The organism is Dactylosporangium sp. NPDC049742, assembly GCF_040674675.1.
Taxonomy (GTDB): Bacteria; Actinomycetota; Actinomycetes; order Mycobacteriales; family Micromonosporaceae; genus Dactylosporangium; species Dactylosporangium maewongense.
Genome location: NZ_JBFANF010000055.1, coordinates 38,172 through 54,876, shown reverse-complemented (window position 1 = coordinate 54,876; position 16,705 = coordinate 38,172). Strand labels below are relative to the sequence as shown.

General features: G+C 75.5%; 12 protein-coding genes. 5 read left to right on the top strand and 7 right to left on the bottom strand.

Annotation, left to right across the window (positions count from 1 at the left end):
* Window positions 1–67: 67 nt before the first annotated feature.
* The gene (locus AB0J72_RS44160) at window positions 68–772 is read right to left on the bottom strand and encodes an ABC transporter ATP-binding protein (protein ID WP_363411233.1); all 705 of its coding nucleotides are present in this window, start codon (window positions 770–772) and stop codon (window positions 68–70) included.
* A 178-nt stretch (window positions 773–950) separates the two neighbouring features.
* Here AB0J72_RS44160 and AB0J72_RS44155 point away from each other — a divergent pair, with 178 nt between their 5' ends.
* On the top strand, window positions 951–2,255 hold the full coding sequence (locus AB0J72_RS44155) for a histidine kinase (RefSeq protein ID WP_363411162.1): 1,305 nt from the start codon (window positions 951–953) through the stop codon (window positions 2,253–2,255).
* A 1,736-nt stretch (window positions 2,256–3,991) separates the two neighbouring features.
* Window positions 3,992–4,672 carry a response regulator transcription factor gene (locus tag AB0J72_RS44150; RefSeq protein WP_363411159.1) on the top strand — a complete coding sequence of 227 codons (681 nt, stop codon included), beginning with the start codon at window positions 3,992–3,994 and terminating at the stop codon, window positions 4,670–4,672.
* Window positions 4,673–4,691: 19 nt separating this feature from the next.
* Here AB0J72_RS44150 and AB0J72_RS44145 read toward each other — a convergent pair whose 3' ends face one another.
* A complete protein-coding gene (locus tag AB0J72_RS44145) occupies window positions 4,692–6,347 on the bottom strand; it encodes a hypothetical protein (RefSeq protein ID WP_363411156.1) in 1,656 nt (551 codons plus the stop codon).
* Window positions 6,348–7,110: 763 nt separating this feature from the next.
* Entirely contained in the window at window positions 7,111–7,548 is a 438-nt protein-coding gene (locus AB0J72_RS44140) for a hypothetical protein (protein ID WP_363411153.1), read from the bottom strand.
* 124 nt (window positions 7,549–7,672) lie between these two features.
* Between AB0J72_RS44140 and AB0J72_RS44135 the strand changes: the two genes are divergently transcribed.
* Window positions 7,673–8,422, top strand: coding sequence for a GntR family transcriptional regulator (locus AB0J72_RS44135; protein ID WP_363411150.1), 750 nt, complete (start codon window positions 7,673–7,675; stop codon window positions 8,420–8,422).
* Window positions 8,419–9,120, top strand: coding sequence for a deoxyribose-phosphate aldolase (deoC, locus tag AB0J72_RS44130; RefSeq protein ID WP_363411147.1), 702 nt, complete (start codon window positions 8,419–8,421; stop codon window positions 9,118–9,120). The genes AB0J72_RS44135 and deoC overlap by 4 nt, the downstream gene beginning before the upstream one ends.
* A 47-nt stretch (window positions 9,121–9,167) precedes the next feature.
* Here deoC and AB0J72_RS44125 read toward each other — a convergent pair whose 3' ends face one another.
* Genes AB0J72_RS44125 through panD form a run of 4 tightly spaced genes read right to left on the bottom strand, consistent with a single transcriptional unit; the run spans window position 9,168 to window position 15,518 of the window.
* Window positions 9,168–13,727 carry a HEAT repeat domain-containing protein gene (locus AB0J72_RS44125; protein ID WP_363411144.1) on the bottom strand — a complete coding sequence of 1,520 codons (4,560 nt, stop codon included), beginning with the start codon at window positions 13,725–13,727 and terminating at the stop codon, window positions 9,168–9,170.
* A 32-nt stretch (window positions 13,728–13,759) separates the two neighbouring features.
* Window positions 13,760–14,629: an alpha/beta fold hydrolase gene (locus tag AB0J72_RS44120; protein WP_363411141.1), complete on the bottom strand. Its 870-nt coding sequence runs from the start codon at window positions 14,627–14,629 to the stop codon at window positions 13,760–13,762.
* Window positions 14,630–14,686: 57 nt separating this feature from the next.
* Window positions 14,687–15,025, bottom strand: a complete 339-nt coding sequence (locus AB0J72_RS44115) for a hypothetical protein (protein ID WP_363411230.1) — start codon at window positions 15,023–15,025, stop codon at window positions 14,687–14,689.
* A 37-nt stretch (window positions 15,026–15,062) separates the two neighbouring features.
* Complete coding sequence (gene panD, locus AB0J72_RS44110) at window positions 15,063–15,518, bottom strand: aspartate 1-decarboxylase (RefSeq protein ID WP_363411139.1); 456 nt, start codon at window positions 15,516–15,518, stop codon at window positions 15,063–15,065.
* Window positions 15,519–15,671: 153 nt separating this feature from the next.
* Between panD and AB0J72_RS44105 the strand changes: the two genes are divergently transcribed.
* Window positions 15,672–16,694, top strand: coding sequence for an ABC transporter substrate-binding protein (locus tag AB0J72_RS44105; RefSeq protein ID WP_363411136.1), 1,023 nt, complete (start codon window positions 15,672–15,674; stop codon window positions 16,692–16,694).
* The last annotated feature ends 11 nt before the right edge of the window (window positions 16,695–16,705 follow it).

The window sequence follows — 16,705 nt, the reverse complement described above, 5'->3', positions numbered from 1 at the left end:
GCGCTCCGGCGTCGGCCTGAGCCAACCAGCCATACCGGTGAGCGGCCCGAGACGCTCCGCTGGCCACTCACGCCACCACCTCCGCTTGGATGCCGTGCTTGACGTCGCGGCTGAGGCGGCCGTCGACGAGCTCCACGGTCCTCGTGGCGCACTCGTGGGCGAGGGTCACGTCGTGGGTGACGAGGACGACGGTCTGCCCGTCGCGGTGCAGGGCGGTCAGCAGGTCGCGGACCTCGCGGCCGGACGCCGTGTCCAGGGCGCCGGTCGGCTCGTCGGCGAGGAGCAGCGACGGGCGGTTCATGAGGGCGCGCGCGACGGCGACCCGCTGCCGCTCACCGCCGGAGAGCCGGCCCGGGAACGCCTTCGCGTGCCGCCGCACCCCCAGCTTCTCCAGCAGCTCGCCGGCTCTCGCGGTGGCCTCGCCCCTCGGTACGCCGGCGAGCTGCGCGGGCAGCAGGACGTTGTCGTGCACGGTCAGGTCGTCGACCAGGTTGAAGAACTGGAAGACCATGCCGATGCGGGCGCGGCGGTACTTCGCGGACGCGGCCTCGCCGAGCCCGTCGACCCGCACGCCGTCGACGGTGACGCTGCCGGACGTGGGCCGGTCCAGCCCGGCGATCAGGTTGAGCAGCGTGGACTTGCCGCTGCCGGACGCGCCCAGCACGGCGACGGCCTCACCGGCGTCGATCCGAAGCGTCAGCCCGGCGAGGGCGGGTGGGCCGTCGTCGTACCGTTTGCTCACGTCGCTGATCTGGATGAGTGGCGCGCTCACGTGTACCTCCGCGGTCGTCTCGCTTGGATGCTCCGACCGTAGGAAGCGGGCGGCCTCCGGCACGTCGGCCACGGTGACGGTCTCCGGCGGGTGGGTCATCCTTTTGGACTACACCGCGCGGCGGCGTGTGGTCTTTGAAGCCGATGCCAGGGGGCGGGGCGCTTGGCAGACTTGGGCCGTGGACATCGGGTTCGTGCGGCGGCAGCTGCGGGCGATCGGCGCCGAGCTGTGGCGCGTGAGCGGCCCGATGCCGAAGCTGAGCAGGTGGGCGTGGGCCGCCGACGCCGTCCTCGCGCTGGTGCTCACGCTGGTCACGGTCAGCAGCACGTCACAGCCCGGCGACGCACCCGCGCCGGACTTCGTCTTCGACGACGACCGGCACATGCGGGTGCCCGACCTGCGCCTGCCACCGGTCCCCGAGCCGCCGGACCTGGACCCGGGCCCGCACTTCGTCCCCGACGAGCCGTCCACCGGGCAGTATGTCCTGGCCGCCCTCCTGGCGCTGCCGCTGGTGACCCGCCGCAGGTTCCCGGTCGCCTCGCTGTGGGTCATCGTCGTGGCCGCGCTGCTGCTGCGCGCGGAGCCCGGGTTCGACCCGACGCCGGCGCTGGTGTGCTTCGTCATCGCCGCCTACAGTGCCGCGCTGTACAGCCGCCACCGGGCCCTCGCGATCGGCAGCGTCATCGTGGCCACCGTGGCCCTGCTCGCCAGCGGCCGGGGCGACGCGGAGACGGAGGCGGGGCCGGGGCTGGCGGTGTTCCTGCTGCTGTGCGCGGTCAGCCTCACCGCCAACGCGATCCACGTCTGGAAGCAGCGGGCCCTGGCCCTGCAGCGGGAGCAGACGACCGCGACGAGCCTCGCCGTCCAGCAGGAGCGCGCCCGGCTCGCCGGCGAGCTGCACGACGTGGTCAGCCACAGCGTCAGCATGATGGTCGTCCAGGCCGGCGCCGCCCGCACCGTCCTGGACACCGAGCCCGACCTGGCCCGCGAGGCCCTGCTGGCGGTCGAGTCGAGCGGCCGCGCCGCGATGGTCGAGCTGCGCCACGTCATGGGCCTGCTCACGATGGACGGCGACGGCCCCGACCTCGCCCCGACGCCGGGCCTCGACCAGCTCGACGTCCTCGCCGACCGCGTCCGCCGCACCGGCGTCCCCGTCGAGGTCGTCCAGACCGGCACGCGGGTGCCACTGCCCGCGGGGGTGGAGCTGGCGGCGTACCGGGTGGTGCAGGAAGCCTTGACCAACGCGGTCAAGCACGCCGTGGGCGCCTCGGTCACCGTCACCGTCGACCACACCACCGACACCCTGCACGTCGACGTCACCGACACCGGCGGCGGCGCCGACACCTCCGCCGACCCTGGCAGCGGCCGCGGCCTGGCCGGCCTCCGCGACCGCCTGACCGTCCACGACGGCACCCTGTCCGCCGGCCCGACCCCCACCGGCGGCTTCCGCGTCCACGCCACCATCCCGATCCCCGCCCCATGACCCGCCCACCCCACCACCCGGCGCCCCCATCCCCGGCCCCCTTCCCCGCCGCCTCGGCGCTGCTGGCCATCCATGCAGTCACGGGCGACGCCTTCCTCCCCGGCCACTCACCGGGAGACCGCGATGCTGCGCCACCTGAAGCGGCTCTCCGACATGAACTGACCGCCACCCGCACTTCCCCCGCACCAGCAGACCGCCCCGTCCCCACCTACCCGGACGCTGCACCCTTCCCTGCGGCCGCGCCGTCCCCCGACTACCCGCGCTGCACACCGTTCCCAATCACCCCGGACGCTGCACCGTCCCCCAACCACCCGGGCTGCACGCCGTCCCCAACGCCGCGCTGCCCCAACACCGACACCTCGCCGTCCCCCAGCTCCACAGACGCTGCACCAACCCTGAACGCACCGTCCCCCAACTTTTCCGGATGCTGCGCCCGCCCCATCAGCACGAACGACGCAGCGTCCCCACAACGCAGACAGCCGACAGTCCCCAACCCGGCCCCTGCGCCGTCCCCGCCAACGCACGCACCGTCTTCCAACTACCCAAACCGCTGCGCCGCCGCCGACACCACGCTGCCCCGGCAACGCGGACACCACACCGTTCTCCCGCAACGCACCGTCCCCGACCCAGCATCTGCGCCACCCCAACCACCCGGCCGCTGCACCGTCCCAACACCACACCACACCGCCCCGGCAGCACCGACACCGTCCTCCACAACGCAGACAGCCCGCCGTCCCCAACCCGACCCCTGCGCCATTCCCCGCCGACGCACCGTCTTTCAATACCCGGCCGCTGGACCGTCCCAACACCACACCGCCCCGGCAACGCGGACACCGCACCCTCCTCTCACAACGCGCCGTGCCGACCCAGCACCTGCGCCGCCTCCCAACCACCCGACCGCTGCGCCGTCCCCAACAACACCCGTCCTCCACAAACGCAGCATCTCCAACCCGGCCCCTTGCGCCACCCCCTGTCAGCGCACCGTCCCCAACTCCCGGACGCAGCGCCGACCCCCTGCAAAACGCGCCATTCCCGAGCAGCGCAATCCGCGCGACGTCCCGCAACGACCCGGACAGAGCGCCGTCTCCAGCAACACGGACATCGCGCCATTCCGTGCGCCGTTCCCCAGCAACGCAGACAGTGCACGGTCCCGCACCGACGCGCCGTCCGTGCCGACACCGCGTCAATCCCCAGTGCGGAGAGCGCCCGTCCCCTCAGCGCTGCCCTCAGCAGCGCGGCACTTGCCCCCGTCTCTGCGAACGTGCCATCCCGCAACGCAAACACCGCGCCGTTCCCCAGCAGCACCACCGACAGCACGCCGTTCCCCTACATACGCCGCCACCACCCCAGCAGCGCGGGTGCAACGCCGTTCGCCGACATTGCGGGCGCGGCGGTGGGGTCGGTGCGACCTTGTCCGTGGTGGTTGTGGTGAGTTGGCGATGCCGCGGTCCCCGAGGTGGTCCGGCGATCTGCGCGGCTGCTGCCGGGCCTCGTCCATCGTTGAACGCTGCCACCCACGTCATGATCGAAGGATGGCTCCGGCCGTGCCCGTGGCCAGGGCTGTCCTTCGATCATGGCGGCGGCGTGAAGGGCAGTGTCCGGGCATCGCGGCGACGGCCGGCGATCTCCGGCGAGCGGCACGGTCGGTCGGGATGGCCCCGTGAATCCTTACAGTGGCAACGCCGGGTGGGCGGGGGCGGTGCATCGTGGTCCGGAGTGTGGTGGAGGGAGGGTTCGTGAGCGAGCCGTTGCGGGTGGTCGTCGCTGACGATCAGGCGTTGGTGCGGACCGGGTTCCGGATGATTCTCACGGCGAGTGGGATCGAGGTGGTCGCGGACGCGGCCGATGGGGCCGAGGCGGTCGACGCGGTCCGGCGTACCCGGCCCGACGTGGTGCTCATGGACGTGCGGATGCCGCGCATGGACGGGCTCGAGGCGACCCGCAGGATCCTCGGCGGGCCCGTCACGGGGGCCGCGCCGCGGGTCATCATCCTCACGACGTTCGACCTCGACCAGTACGTCTACGCGGCGCTGTCGGCGGGGGCCAGCGGGTTCCTGCTCAAGGATGTCAGCCCCGAGCACCTCGTCGGCGCGGTGCGGCTGGTCCGGGACGGTGACGCGCTGCTGGCGCCGTCGATCACGCGGCGGCTCATCGAGCGGTACGCGACCCGGGACGCCCGCACCGCCACGCTCCATCGTGACCTGTCCGGGCTGACGCCGCGCGAGGTGGAGGTGCTGCGGCTGCTCGCCAGGGGGCTCAGCAACGCGGAGCTGGCGGCGCAGCTGCAGCTCAGCGACGCCACGGTCAAGACGCACATCGCCAGGATCCTGTCGAAGCTGCAGCTGCGTGATCGCGCCCAGGCGATCGTCGCCGCGTACGAGACCGGGTTGGTCACCCCCGGCTCGGGTGCCCCGTGAGCACGGCCGGCGGAGAGGCTCAGTGGGCCGTCGGGACCTCGGCGCGGAAGGTGGTGGCGTCCAGGTCGTAACGCTCCAGGAAGTCGGCCACGGCTTCGACCAGGACGCGTTCGACGATCTTCACGTACTTCGTCGCCTCCAGGGCGGGCAGGGCGGCGGTGGGGTCGCCGACGAGGTCGCGGATGCCGAGGCGGGCGCTGTGGTCGTGCCAGCCGCCGGGGTCGGGCCGGCGCGCCAGGACTCGCAGCCGGTGGGCCGCCGTGCGGGTCAGTCGCCACGGCGCGGCCGTCAGCTGTGTCAGCAGCTCCAGGTGTACGACTGGCGCCGGCACGAAGCACGCGGTGCGGACCGGTGGCAGGACGTGGGCGGAGAGCTCGACGTACACCACCGAAGCCTCGATCGACGTGTGCACGAACACGGACACGTGCCCGTCGCCGTCGTCGGGCGGCACGACCGGCCGGCCCTCCGCGGTGGTGACGGCCCTGGCACGCGGCACGATCACGACCCGGTCGTAGTGGCGCAGGCCCTCCTGCGGGGCCCGGACGACGGCGTCGACGGCCTCCCGGGAGGCGAGCGGCAGCGGGACACCGTCGTCGAGCAGCGGGTCGCCGCCGCCGCGGACCCCGTCCGCGGCCAGGTACGACGTCACCGTCAGCCCGGGCACCCCGTGATGCCCGGTGCCGTCGCCGAGGCCCTGCAGCGCCTGGCCGACGTGCCGGCGCAGCAGGACGGGGTCGAGGGTCGCGGGGCTGCGGGGGCGGTAGCCGCCGGAGTCGACCGCGCGCAGCGCCACCGCGACCGACCACGCCCGCACCCGCGGCCCGGCACCGACGAACGGGTCGCCCCGGCTGAACGCGACGTTGCCCCGCTGCGCGGCCGCGACGACCGCGACCCGCCGGGCGGTCGAGGCCCGCACCGGGGCCGGATGGGCCGCGGCGGTGAGGGTCGTGGCGGTCCACCACAGGTGCGCGAGGTGCCCGGCGACGGCGCACCCGGCCAGGACCGCGAGCGCGGCCCACACCCGTCCCCCGGGCGCCGCGCCGACGGCGGCGACGACCCGGTCGAGCTCACCGCCCGGCATAGCGACGGTCGAGCCGGCGACCGTCAGCACCGCGCCGACGGCCGTGACGAGACCGAAGACCAGCGCGGCGGCCAGCAGCGCCCTCCCGGCGGGCGGCGCCCCTCGCACCGCCTTCGACCGGCACAGCCCCGCGACGGCGCCGAGGAGCAGGACGGCGACGGTGGTGCGCGGCGCGAGGATCAGCGCGACGACCACCGCCGCGGTGAGGAACGCGTCCCTGACCGTGCCCAGCAGCCTGGCCCGCAGCGCGTGGCACAGCACCGGCTCCAGATCCAGGCCGACCGACGGCGCCACGGCCCGCCGCGGGTCGTCGGTGAGCTCGGCGACGACCTGGTCTGCGAGGCCTGAGTCGAGGTGTACTGCCGCGCACAGCCGCCGCGTCGTGGTCGACGGCGAGCGCCGCGCCGGGCTCGCGTCGGGCATCGCGAACAGCGGCGGCGGCCAGGCAGCCTCACGCTTCGCCTGCCGCGGCGGCAACGCGGGCACGACATCCGCGCCGGACTGCTCCGCGGGCGACCCACCCCACGCCGGCCACCGCACCCCGGCAGGCGCCGCGTCGCCGAGCCACGATCCCGCGGGCGTGACATCCGGCACCGCCCCCTGCCCGGGCCACCGCGAGCCGGCCGACGCGACGTCGGACGACGCACCCCGGCCCCGCCGCAGCAGCCGCCCACGACGCGCCGGCTCACCGCCCGGAGCACCCGGCTGATCCGCCACCGAACCGCCTCGGTCCCGCCCCGCGGACTCGCCGGGCACGAAACCGGGCGAGCCGGCCCGGCTGCGCCACAACGACCGCCCACGACGCGCCGGCTCATCACCCGGAGCACCCGGTTGATCCGCCGCCGAACCGCGGGGCGACGCACCCCGGCCGCGCCACAGCAACCGCCCACGACGCGCCGGCTCGCCATCCGGAATGCCGGGCTGATCCGCCACCGACCCGCCGGACGTGAGACCGGGCGACGAGTTCCGGCCGCGCCACAGTGACCGCCGACGGCCGGCCGGTGCTCGGTCCGAGGCGGACGAGGCGGCCGACGCGTCTGGTTGGTCCGGCAGCGCGGAGGTCAGGGCCGGCCGGTCGTTGTCCGAGGAGCCCGGCCGATCTGACGGGAAGGCAGCGGGGTGCGTCGGGTCGGCGGTCCGGGCTCGCCACAGTGGCGTACCGCGGCGGACCGGGGCAACGGGCTGGTCAGGCGGGGCGGTCCGGTGGCGCGGTGCAGGCCATTGACGCGGGCCGCCGGCCTGGACCGTGCCGCCGAAGGCGGGCGTGTCCCGGCTCAGCGCGGCCAGCACCAGCCCGCGGGCGGGCGCCGACCGGTCGTGACGTCCCAGCGCGGTGAGCAGCCGCGCAAGGAAGGCCTCAACTCGCACGGTGGTCGTCGCCGGTCTTCTTGCGGGCCGCGGGCAGCTTGACGCGCAGGCGTGACACCCGTCCGGTGTCGCTCAGCATCGGCGTGGCGGTCTCGGAAGCGGTGGCGGCAGTCGTACCGGCGACGGCGGCGAAACTCAGGAACGGCACGGCAACCCGGGCGATCTGCGTCAGCAGCAACGGTGCCGCGATCCCCGACGCCACCGCCCCGGCCGGGCCGGACGCCTGCCCGGAGGCTCCGAGCCACGCGGCCAGCCCCGCGCCGGCGAGGCACCGGACGGCGACGGACACCGCGTACGCCCCAGGGCCCGGCTCCCCCGCCCCGCGCCACGGCGGCCGCCCGGTCCGGCGGCGGGCCGCGAGCAGGTCGAGCGCTTCGAGCGTGAGCGCGGCGAACAGACCCAACATGGCCGCTCCGGCTGCGCTCATCGGACCACCATAGGAACGGGCCGCCCCGGGCTTCCACGGTATCGACCGTCGATCACCCGGTCGGGTTGACGCTTCCCTACAGCGTCTGGCACTGTCTAGGTTGTCTAGAGGACCTGGAGGACTCGTGAGCAAGGCGCCGCTGTACGTGCGGATCGAGCGGGAGCTGCGGGCGCGGCTCGCCGGCGCGCGGCCCGGCGACACGGTGCCGGCCGAGTCGGTGCTCGCCACGGAGTTCGGGGTCGCCCGGATGACGGTGCGGGCCGCGCTCAACGCCCTGGAGTCCGACGGGCTCATCGAGCGGATCCAGGGGCGGGGCACGTTCGTGCGGCAGCGGCCCGAGCCGCGGGCCGCCGGGACCCTGATGAGCTTCCACGACCAGGTGCGCGGCTGGGGGCGCACCCCGCGCTCGCGCCTGCTGGAGGGCGAGGTCCGGGCGGCCTCCGCGGCCGAGGCGGCGGCGCTCGGACTGACGGCCGCCGCACCCCGGGTGGTGTCGATCGCCCGGGTACGGCTCGCCGACGACGTCCCGGTCGCGGTCGAGTACGCCTGCTTCCCCGCGCACTTGAGCGCCCTGCTCGACCTCGACCTGGAGGCCGGTTCGCTGCACCACGCGCTGCACGGGCTGGGGCTGCGCCCCACGCTCGGCTCGTCGACGCTGACGGCGCAGCGGGCCGGCGCCGACGGCGAGCGGCTGCACGTGCCGGCGGACGAGCCGCTGCTGGTCGAGACCCGGCTGATCGTCGACCAGCACTCGGCGCCGCTGGAGCACACGGTCAGCCGGTATGTCGGCGCCCGCTACGACCTGCGCGTCACGTTCGACGTGCGGCCACCCGGAACAGACGTGCAGCCACCCGGAACAGGAGAGTCCCGATGAACGTCGCCAAGATGATCGACCACTCGCTGCTGCGCCCCGAGCTGACCACCGCCGACGTCCGGCACGGGTGCGAGGTCGCGGCGCGCCGGGCGGTCGCCTCGGTGTGCGTCCGGCCGTCGGACGTCGGCCTCGCCGGGGCGGCGCTGGACGGGACGGGGGTGCTCGTCGGGACCGTGGCCGGGTTCCCGCACGGCGACACCCTCACCGCGGTCAAGGTCGCGGAGACGCGGGCGCTGGTCGAGGCGGGCGCCGACGAGATCGACATGGTGCTGCACATCGGGCGGCTGCGCGACGGCGACGACGCGTACGTGCACGACGACATCGCGGCCGTGGTCGCCGCGGCGCAGGGGCGGGTCGTCAAGGTGATCCTGGAGAACGTGTACCTCACCGACGAGCAGAAGGTCGCCGGCTGCCGCATCGCGGAGCGGGCCGGTGCGGGGTTCGTGAAGACCAGCACCGGGTTCGCCGGCGGCGGCGCCACCCTGGCGGACATCCAGCTGATGCGCGCCACGGTCTCCCCGCACGTCGAGGTCAAGGCCGCCGGCGGGGTCCGCAGCCTCGACACCCTGCTCACCTTGCACCGCGCCGGCGCCACCCGCTTCGGCGCGACCGTCACCGAGGCGATCCTCGACGACTTCGCCGCCCGCGAGCGCGGGGAGCGGCCGGCGGCCGCACCGTCCACCGGCAGCGGCTACTGAGCCGTAGGACGTCGGCCAGGACCGCCGGGGCAGGCAACGGGCAAGCGCTATCGGGCCGTCGTGACGGCGGTCAGGATCTTCGTGTACGCGGCGCGACGGTCGGGGCGGGCGCGGGCGGCGGCCTTGGTGAGGGCCGGCGCGGCGGCGGGGCCGAAGCGGGTCAGGCCCGCCTCGGCGGTCCGGCGGACCGTCGGGTCGGGGTGCAGCAGCAGGCCGACGACCGCGCCGATCGCCGGCGTCCAGGCGGCGCCGCTGACCGCGCGGACCGCGGCGCGCACGATGTCCGGCTGCGGGTCGGCGAGGAGGACCTCGCTGTGCCGCAGGTACGTGGGCCGGTCCAGCAGCTGGCGCGACACGCGGTGGGCGTGCAGCCGGACCTTCGCCTCCGGGTGCCGCAGCAGGTCCCCGAGCAGCTCGGCCAGGCCGGTCCCGTCGCCGGTCTCGGCCAATCCGGCCAGGGCGACGCGGATCCGCGTGGCGTCGCCGTCGCGCGCGAGGTGCAGCAGCTCGTCGCGGGTCGGCGGGCGCACCGTCGCCGACGGCCGGTCCAGCAGCCCGTCCGGCAGCCGGGGCGCTTCGGGGTCCGCCAGCAGCAGCGGCCGGACGGGCTCGCCGAGCAGGGTGGTGGCCGTGGAGAGCGGCAGCCGGTGCAGCGCGGTGCCGGCGGCGGCCACGACGGACGGGTCCGGGTGGTCGCGCAGCCGGAGCAGCGCCGGGACGAGCGGCGGCAGGTCCTCCGGCACGAGCCAGAGGGTGAGCCGCATCGCCCGGTGCAGCCGCGGGACGGGGGCGTCGGCGGCCAGGTCGCCGGGGGTCAGCGCGCGGGCCAGTGCCGGGGTGGGTGACAGGTCGGTGTCGCGCTGCAGGTACACCTGCAGCAGACGACGCTGGATGGCCGGTTCGGGCCATGAGCGCAGCGCCTCGGCCGCACGCGAACGCTGGGTTGTGCCGGGTTGCGGGTGGTCGAGCATGGTGAGGAGGCGGTCGCGCAGGGCGGCCGAGCGGGGCTGGTCGAGGTCGCCGTCGTGCGGGGTCCGCGGCGCCGTGTCCGGGCGACCGGCCTCCTCACCGAGAGTCCACAGTGGAGCGTCGATGGGCTGCAGGGCCACCATCCGGTCGAGCAGCGCGGGCCGTTCGCCGGCGGCGGTGGTGGGCCATGCCTCGATCAGGGCGGCGAGGTGCTCCCGTGAATCCGCTGTGGACGGTGTGGCATCGCACGCGTCTCCCGCGGACGGCCGGAAGCCGAACGCCTCGCGCAGGACACGCGTCTCGGCCTGCCACGGGTCGGCGCCGAGCGCGGCGTCGGCGAGGGCACGCTCGACGTCGCGGCGGGTGAGGACGGCGCCGCAGCGGCGCAGCGCGGCGAGGGTCGAGCGGAGGCCGGCGGGCGCGGGCGGCGCCGCCCGCAACCTGGACGCCACGTCCAGCGCGGCGGCGGGGGTGAGGTGCGGGGCCAGGTCCTCGAGGACGGCGAGGAGGGCGTCGCGGGCGGCGGGCGGCAGTTCGGCCACCCCGGTGACCACAGTGGACCGTGCGCGGCCGAACGCGATCCGTTCCTCGGGCGTCCACGGTGCCGGGCAGCAGCGCGCGATGAGCCGCAGCACGGACGGGCGCAGGTCCGGCTCGGCGGCCGCGAGCCTGAGCCAGTCGGGCAGCAGCCGCCGCAGCCCGGGCAGCAGCGCCTCGGGCAGGTCCCCGCCGGCGGCGGCGACCCGGCGGGCGGTCCCGGCGTGCCACCCGTCGCGGGTCAGGGCGACGAGGTCTGGATGCGGCTCACGTACGGCGGCCGCGGCCGACGGGGTGATGCCGTGCGCCGCCATCCGGCCGGCGAGCGAGGCGGCGGCGCCGTCCCGCAGCCGCAGCCGGCCGCCGGCGATGAGGTGCAGCAGCGCCGGGCCGGCCGGCGAGCCCTGGTCGGTGAGCGCGGCGACCGACCGCGCGGTCAGGGCGCCGTCGAGGGATTCGAGCAGCGGGAGTTCGCCGGAGCGTTCGAAGGCGGCGATGACGGTCGCGTCGGCCGCGTCGGCGAGGATCGCCCGCAGCGCGGCGATGAGCGCGGCCCGCAGGCCGGGGTTGTCGTGCCGGCCGAGCCAGCCGAGCAGGTGCGGCACCGTGGCGGGGGTTCCGGTGGTGCGCAACGCCTCCGCCGCGGCCTTCTTGATGTTCATGTTCGGGTGGTCGAGGCAGGCGGCGACGGCGTGACCGGCCCAGCGGGCGCCGGCCCGGCCGAGCGCGATGAGGGCCTGGCGGACCGTCTGCACGTCCCCGGCGGCGGTGAGCGGCGTCAGCGTCGCGGCGAGTGCCTCGATCCCGTCGCGCGCGAGGACCGCGACGGCGTGTTTGCGCACGTGCGGGTCGCGGTGGCGCAGGAGCCGGTGGGTGCGGGCGCGGGTCCGCTCGTACGGTGCCCGCTCCAGCAGCTCGAGCAGCACCGCCAGCTCGGTCGGCGGCGTCCCCGGCCGCTCGAGCAGGTCCAGCGCGACGCTCGCGGCGAACGCGTCCCCCGCGGCCCGCTCGGCGGCGTCCAGCTGAGCGGCGTCATGCCGGCCGGTGAAGCGTCCAGCCGCGTCGTGCGGGCCGGAAAAACGTCCAGCGGCATCGAGCGGGCCGGAGAAACGTCCTGCCACGTCGGGCGGGCCGGAGAAACGTCCTGCCGCGTCGGGCGGGCCGGTGACACGTTCGGCGGCGTCGAGGAGGCAGACGGGGCGGATGCGGCCGTCGCGGTACAGGCGGCGGCCCAGCCCCTGCAGCGCGGCGAGCGCCTCCTGCGGCACGACCGGCATCCGCTTCGTGGCCGCCGGCCGGTCCCGGTCCGCGTCGACGGCGGCGAGGTCGGCGGGGAGCTGGTGCTGCTCGTCCGGCGGGTTCCCGCGGGTGTCGTACGCGAGAGCCAGCTCGGCGACGATCCGGCCCAGCAGCTCGGTCACGTCGTCCACGGCGGCGGCGTGGCCGGCCAGCCAGATCAGCGCCTGGAGCGGCCGGTCGGGGGTGGCGCGGGCGCGCAGGACGGCGAGCTCGCGTTCGTCGGGGCGGCCGAGGTCGGCGGCGATCCGGTCGGGCAGGGCCGCCGGGTCGAGCCGCAGCAGCAGCGCCTGCCGGCGGGCCGGGTCGGGCTGCAACAGCCAGCACAGTTCGAGCGCCTGGTGCCGCCACGGCCGCAGGAACGGCAGGTCCTGCGCGAGACCGTCGGCGAGCACGGCGACGGTACGGTCACCGCCGACCGCTTCGAGGGCGTGCAGCGCCGCGGCCGGCGCGCGGGGCAGGGCGGCGAGCACGGCGTCCTCGGCGGGGGCGTGGCGCAGCGCCCGGATCGCGGCCAGGAACGGCTCCGGCTCGGCGGCACGAGGCAGCAACGCGGCGACGTCCCCGCCGATGTCGAGGTCCGGCGCCCCCTGCCCCGCGAGGGCGACCAGCAGATCGAGCCGCCGCGCCCAGTCCGCCCCACTCCCGTCACCAGCCCCCGCAGAGGAATCGGAAGCGGTCACGGTGAGGAGGGCGGCGCGGGTGGCGTGCCGGGCGGTGTACAGCAGTGCCGCGACGTCGCCGGCGGGAATCGCGTGGTCGGCGAGCGCGAGGACCACGACCCCCGCGGCGTCGGCGGCGGCCACGATCAGCCCGCGGTGGTGCATGGTGGTGAGGCAGGCGACGGCGGCCGGGCCCAGCAGCAACGAATCGGTGGCGCCGAGACCGACGACGGCGGGAATGTGGTCGCGGTCGAGCAGCTCGCCGAGCGCTTCGAGCGCGCGCTGCCGGACCCGGGGCGGCACCCGGACGTCGGCGGCGGCATCGAGCAAGGGCTCCCGGAGGCCGTGCCGCGCCGCGGCCGCCACCGCCGCCTCGGCAACATCCGACGGCCCGGCGACGCCCAACGGGCCGGCGACGCCCGGCGGCGAAACGCCGGGACCGGTGGGCGCGGGGGCGAGGAGCGCGCGCAGGCGGTGCGGGGCGACGGGGTCGACGGCGGCCCAGGGCTCGGCCAGCTCGGTCAGCGCGCCCGCCACGACCGCCGGCGTGCCGCTGTCGAGCAGCCGCCCCAGGATTTGTCGGGCGGCGGCGGGGGCGAGCACCGCGGCGCGCAGGCCTTCCCGGCACAGCCGGAGCGCGGCGCCGTGCAGGACCGGGTCGTCGCGGCCGGTGAGCTCCTCGATCAGCCGCGGCGGGTCGGACGCGTCGGCGCAGGCCAGGCCGGCCACCGCCTGGAACAGCGGCTCGCCGGCCGGCTCGGCGGGAAGGCGGCCCGGCAGGTGCAGCAGCTCGGCCCGCAGCCACGCCACCCGCACCACCGCCACCGGACTGTGCTCGCGCCAGCGGGGCCAGGCGGACGCCGGCAGCCGGCCGTGCCGCTGGAAGAGCGTTGCCGTGGCGAGCGCGACCTCCGGCGTCTCGTCCGTCGCGAGCAGCCGCAGGAGATCCTCGTCGGCGTCCCCGCCGGTGAGCCGTGCGCCGAGCCACTGCACGGCGAGCAGCCGCAGGGACGGGTCGCCGTGGCGGGCGAGCCGGGCCAGCAGCGCGGGCGGGCAGGCGGTGCCGTCGACGTGTGCGGCGAGCCAGTCCACGTCGCCCCGGTCCACAGCGGCTGTGACGTGCGGATCCGTCGGCTCGGTCACGTGCCCGATCCTATGCGGGCCCGCAACCGGAATCAGGCCGCGGTGAGGGCGCCGATCTCGTCGAGGATCGGCGTCCACAGCGGGCGCGGCAGGTCGTGGCCCATGCCGGGGTGGACGACGAGGCGGGCGCCGGGCACGGCGGCGGCGGTGGCGCGCCCGCCGGCCACGCGGATGAGCGGGTCGGCGTCGCCGTGCACGACCAGCGTCGGGACGCGGACCGTGGCCAGGCCCGGGCGGCGGTCGCCGGACGCGCGGATGGCGGCGAGTTGGCGGCGGGCGCCGGCCGGGTCGTGGCCGCGGTCGTACGCGCGGCGGCCGACGTCGCGCAGCCACGCCTCGTCGCGCGGGTAGGCGGGCGAGCCGATGGCGGTGAAGACCTGGAGCATGCGCTCGCCGGCCTCGTCGCGGGTGGTGGCCGGCGGGATGCCGAGGGCGCGGAGGGCGCCGAGCCGCGCGCGGCCGATCTGGGGCGTCGGCGTGGACATGATGGAGGTCAGCGTCCGCACGCGGTCCGGGTGGCCGATGGCGAGGGTCTGCGCGATCATGCCGCCGAGGGAGGCGCCGGCGACGTGGGCGGAGGGCCAGCCGACGGCGTCGAGGACGGCGACGGCGTCCAGCGCCATGTCGGTCAGGCGGTACGGCGCCACGGCCCGCGGGCGGGCCAGCAGGTCGAACAGGCTCGGGCTGCCGGCCTGCGACCAGTGCGTCGACTCGCCCGCGTCGCGGTTGTCGAAGCGGACGACGCTGTAGCCGCGGCCGGTGAGCTCGGCGCACAGCTCGTCGGGCCACGACAGCAGCTGCATGCCGAGCCCCATGATGAGCAGCAGGGGCTCGCCGCCGGGCGGGCCGAGCCGCTCGTAGGCGATGGCGACGTCGTCGCGGCGGGCCAGGGCGATGACCATCGGCTCAGCATCGGTGATGAGACGCGATCTCGGGAAGGCCCGCCGCGACGCCGGGTGTCAGCAGCCGACGCAGGAGGCGGCGTCGAACACGTGGCCGCCCAGCCGTGACGGCATCTCCGCGACGCCGGGGCCGCCGGCGGTGAGCCACGCGCTCACCGCGTCGACGGTGTCGTGGCCGAGGATGTCGCCCAGGTAGACGGGTCTGGCCCCGCCGCGGCGGGCGGCCCGGGAGGGCTGGACCACCACGACGTTGGAGCGTTCGCAGACCGAGAGGCACTCACTGACCCGGACGCGGTGCCGGCCGGCGCCGGACCGCAGCGCGGCGAGCTGCGCGTCGTGGTCGACGTCGGGGTGCTTGTCGGTGCTGCCGCAGCAGCAGTCGCGGCACACCGTCAGCGTGCAGGCGTCGTCCCCCCACGGCGGGGCCATGACGTCAGCGGCTCGCGGCGAGCACGGCGTCGGCCGGCACAGCCGGGCCGGCGTCCCGGCCGGAGCGCTGGTCGGGGTCGCCGGGGACGGGTGCGGCCGGGTCGGTGCCGAGCTCGACGATGCGGTTGGCCCTGTCGACGTGGACGACGCGGGACCGGTGCGAGGCGACCTCGGCGGCGTCGACCAGCTCGAACGACATGATGATCACCAGGTCGCCGGGCGAGACGAGGCGGGCGGCGGCGCCGTTGATGCCGATGACCCCGCTGTCCCGGGCACCCTCGATCACGTACGTGGTGAGGCGGGCGCCGGTGTCGATGTCGACGACCTGCACCTGTTCCCCTTCGACCAGGCCGGCGGCCTCCAGCAACGCGCTGTCGATGGTGATCGATCCTACGTAGTGCAGGTCGGCCTGGGTCACCGTGGCGCGGTGGATCTTTCCGCCGAGCAGGGTGCGCTGCATTGAGTCGTCCTCTCCGAGGGGCAGACATGGAGGTCCCGAAAGGACGGACATGGAAGCCCATCCTAAGTTAGGCAATGCTAACCTACATTCCTGCCTCGGCGCGCCACCCTCCGGCGCGGCCGGCCGCGACCCCGAACTCTCCAAGGAGCATTGATGACCCGCACCCCCCGACCCAGGACATGGTCGCGCCGCACGGCGCTCGCCGCGGCCGCCCTGCTCGCCGTGACCGGTCTCGCCGCCTGCGGCGACGACGCGAAGGACTCCGCCGCCGCGACGCCCAGCGGCTCCGCCGCGCCGGCCGCGTTCCCCGTGACGATCGAGCACAAGTTCGGCTCCACGAAGATCGAATCCGAGCCGAAGCGGGTCCTCACGGTCGGCTGGAACGACCAGGACTTCGTGCTCGCCCTGGGCGTCACGCCGGTCAGCACCCGCGAGTGGTTCACCGAGTACCCGAACTACCCGTGGGTCAAGTCGGCGCTGGGCGGCAAGACGCTGCCGACCTTCTCCGCCGAGATCAACTTCGAGGCCATCCTCAAGGAGAAGCCCGACCTGATCATCGCCATCTACGAGACGGTCAACAAGGAGACGTACGACCGGCTCACGCAGATCGCGCCGACGGTCGTGCAGTCGAAGGACTACGCCGACGAGCAGACCCCGTGGGACGTACAGACGCTGACCACCGGCAAGGCGCTCGGCAAGTCGGCCGAGGCGAAGGCCCTCGTCGACAAGGTGAACGCGAAGCTCGCCGAGGTCAAGAAGGCGCACCCCGAGTTCGCCGGCAAGGTGCTCGTCGAGGACTTCGGCCCGGAGAACGGCCAGCACTGGCTCATCGCCGCCAAGGACCCGCGCCGCGCCCTGTTCGACGCGCTCGGCTTCGCCGCGCAGGCCGAGAAGGACGAGATCAGCGAGGAGCGGCTCGACCTGCTCGACAAGGACATCCTCTTCGTCAACGGCGCCACCAAGGCCACGATGACCGCCTCGCCGGTGTTCGCCAAGCTGAAGGTCGTCACCACCGACCGCGCCCTGTACACGACGTTCGAGACCCCGCTGTCCGGCGCGCTGGCCTACAGCGGCCCCAACGCGCTGCTCTTCGCCCTCGACATCCTGGTGCCGGCACTCGCCGCCGCCGCCGACAACGACCCGGCCACGAAGGTCCCGGACCTCGCCGCCGCGTAGCACGCGACCAC

Excerpts from the sequence above, each read along its gene's own strand:
- AB0J72_RS44120 (WP_363411141.1), bottom strand. The coding sequence starts at position 14,629 with ATGGTCATCGCCCTGGCCCGCCGCGACGACGTCGCCATCGCCTACGAG.
- deoC (WP_363411147.1), top strand. The coding sequence starts at position 8,419 with ATGAACGTCGCCAAGATGATCGACCACTCGCTGCTGCGCCCCGAGCTG.
- AB0J72_RS44140 (WP_363411153.1), bottom strand. The coding sequence starts at position 7,548 with ATGAGCGCAGCCGGAGCGGCCATGTTGGGTCTGTTCGCCGCGCTCACG.
- AB0J72_RS44105 (WP_363411136.1), top strand. The coding sequence starts at position 15,672 with ATGACCCGCACCCCCCGACCCAGGACATGGTCGCGCCGCACGGCGCTC.
- panD (WP_363411139.1), bottom strand. The coding sequence starts at position 15,518 with ATGCAGCGCACCCTGCTCGGCGGAAAGATCCACCGCGCCACGGTGACC.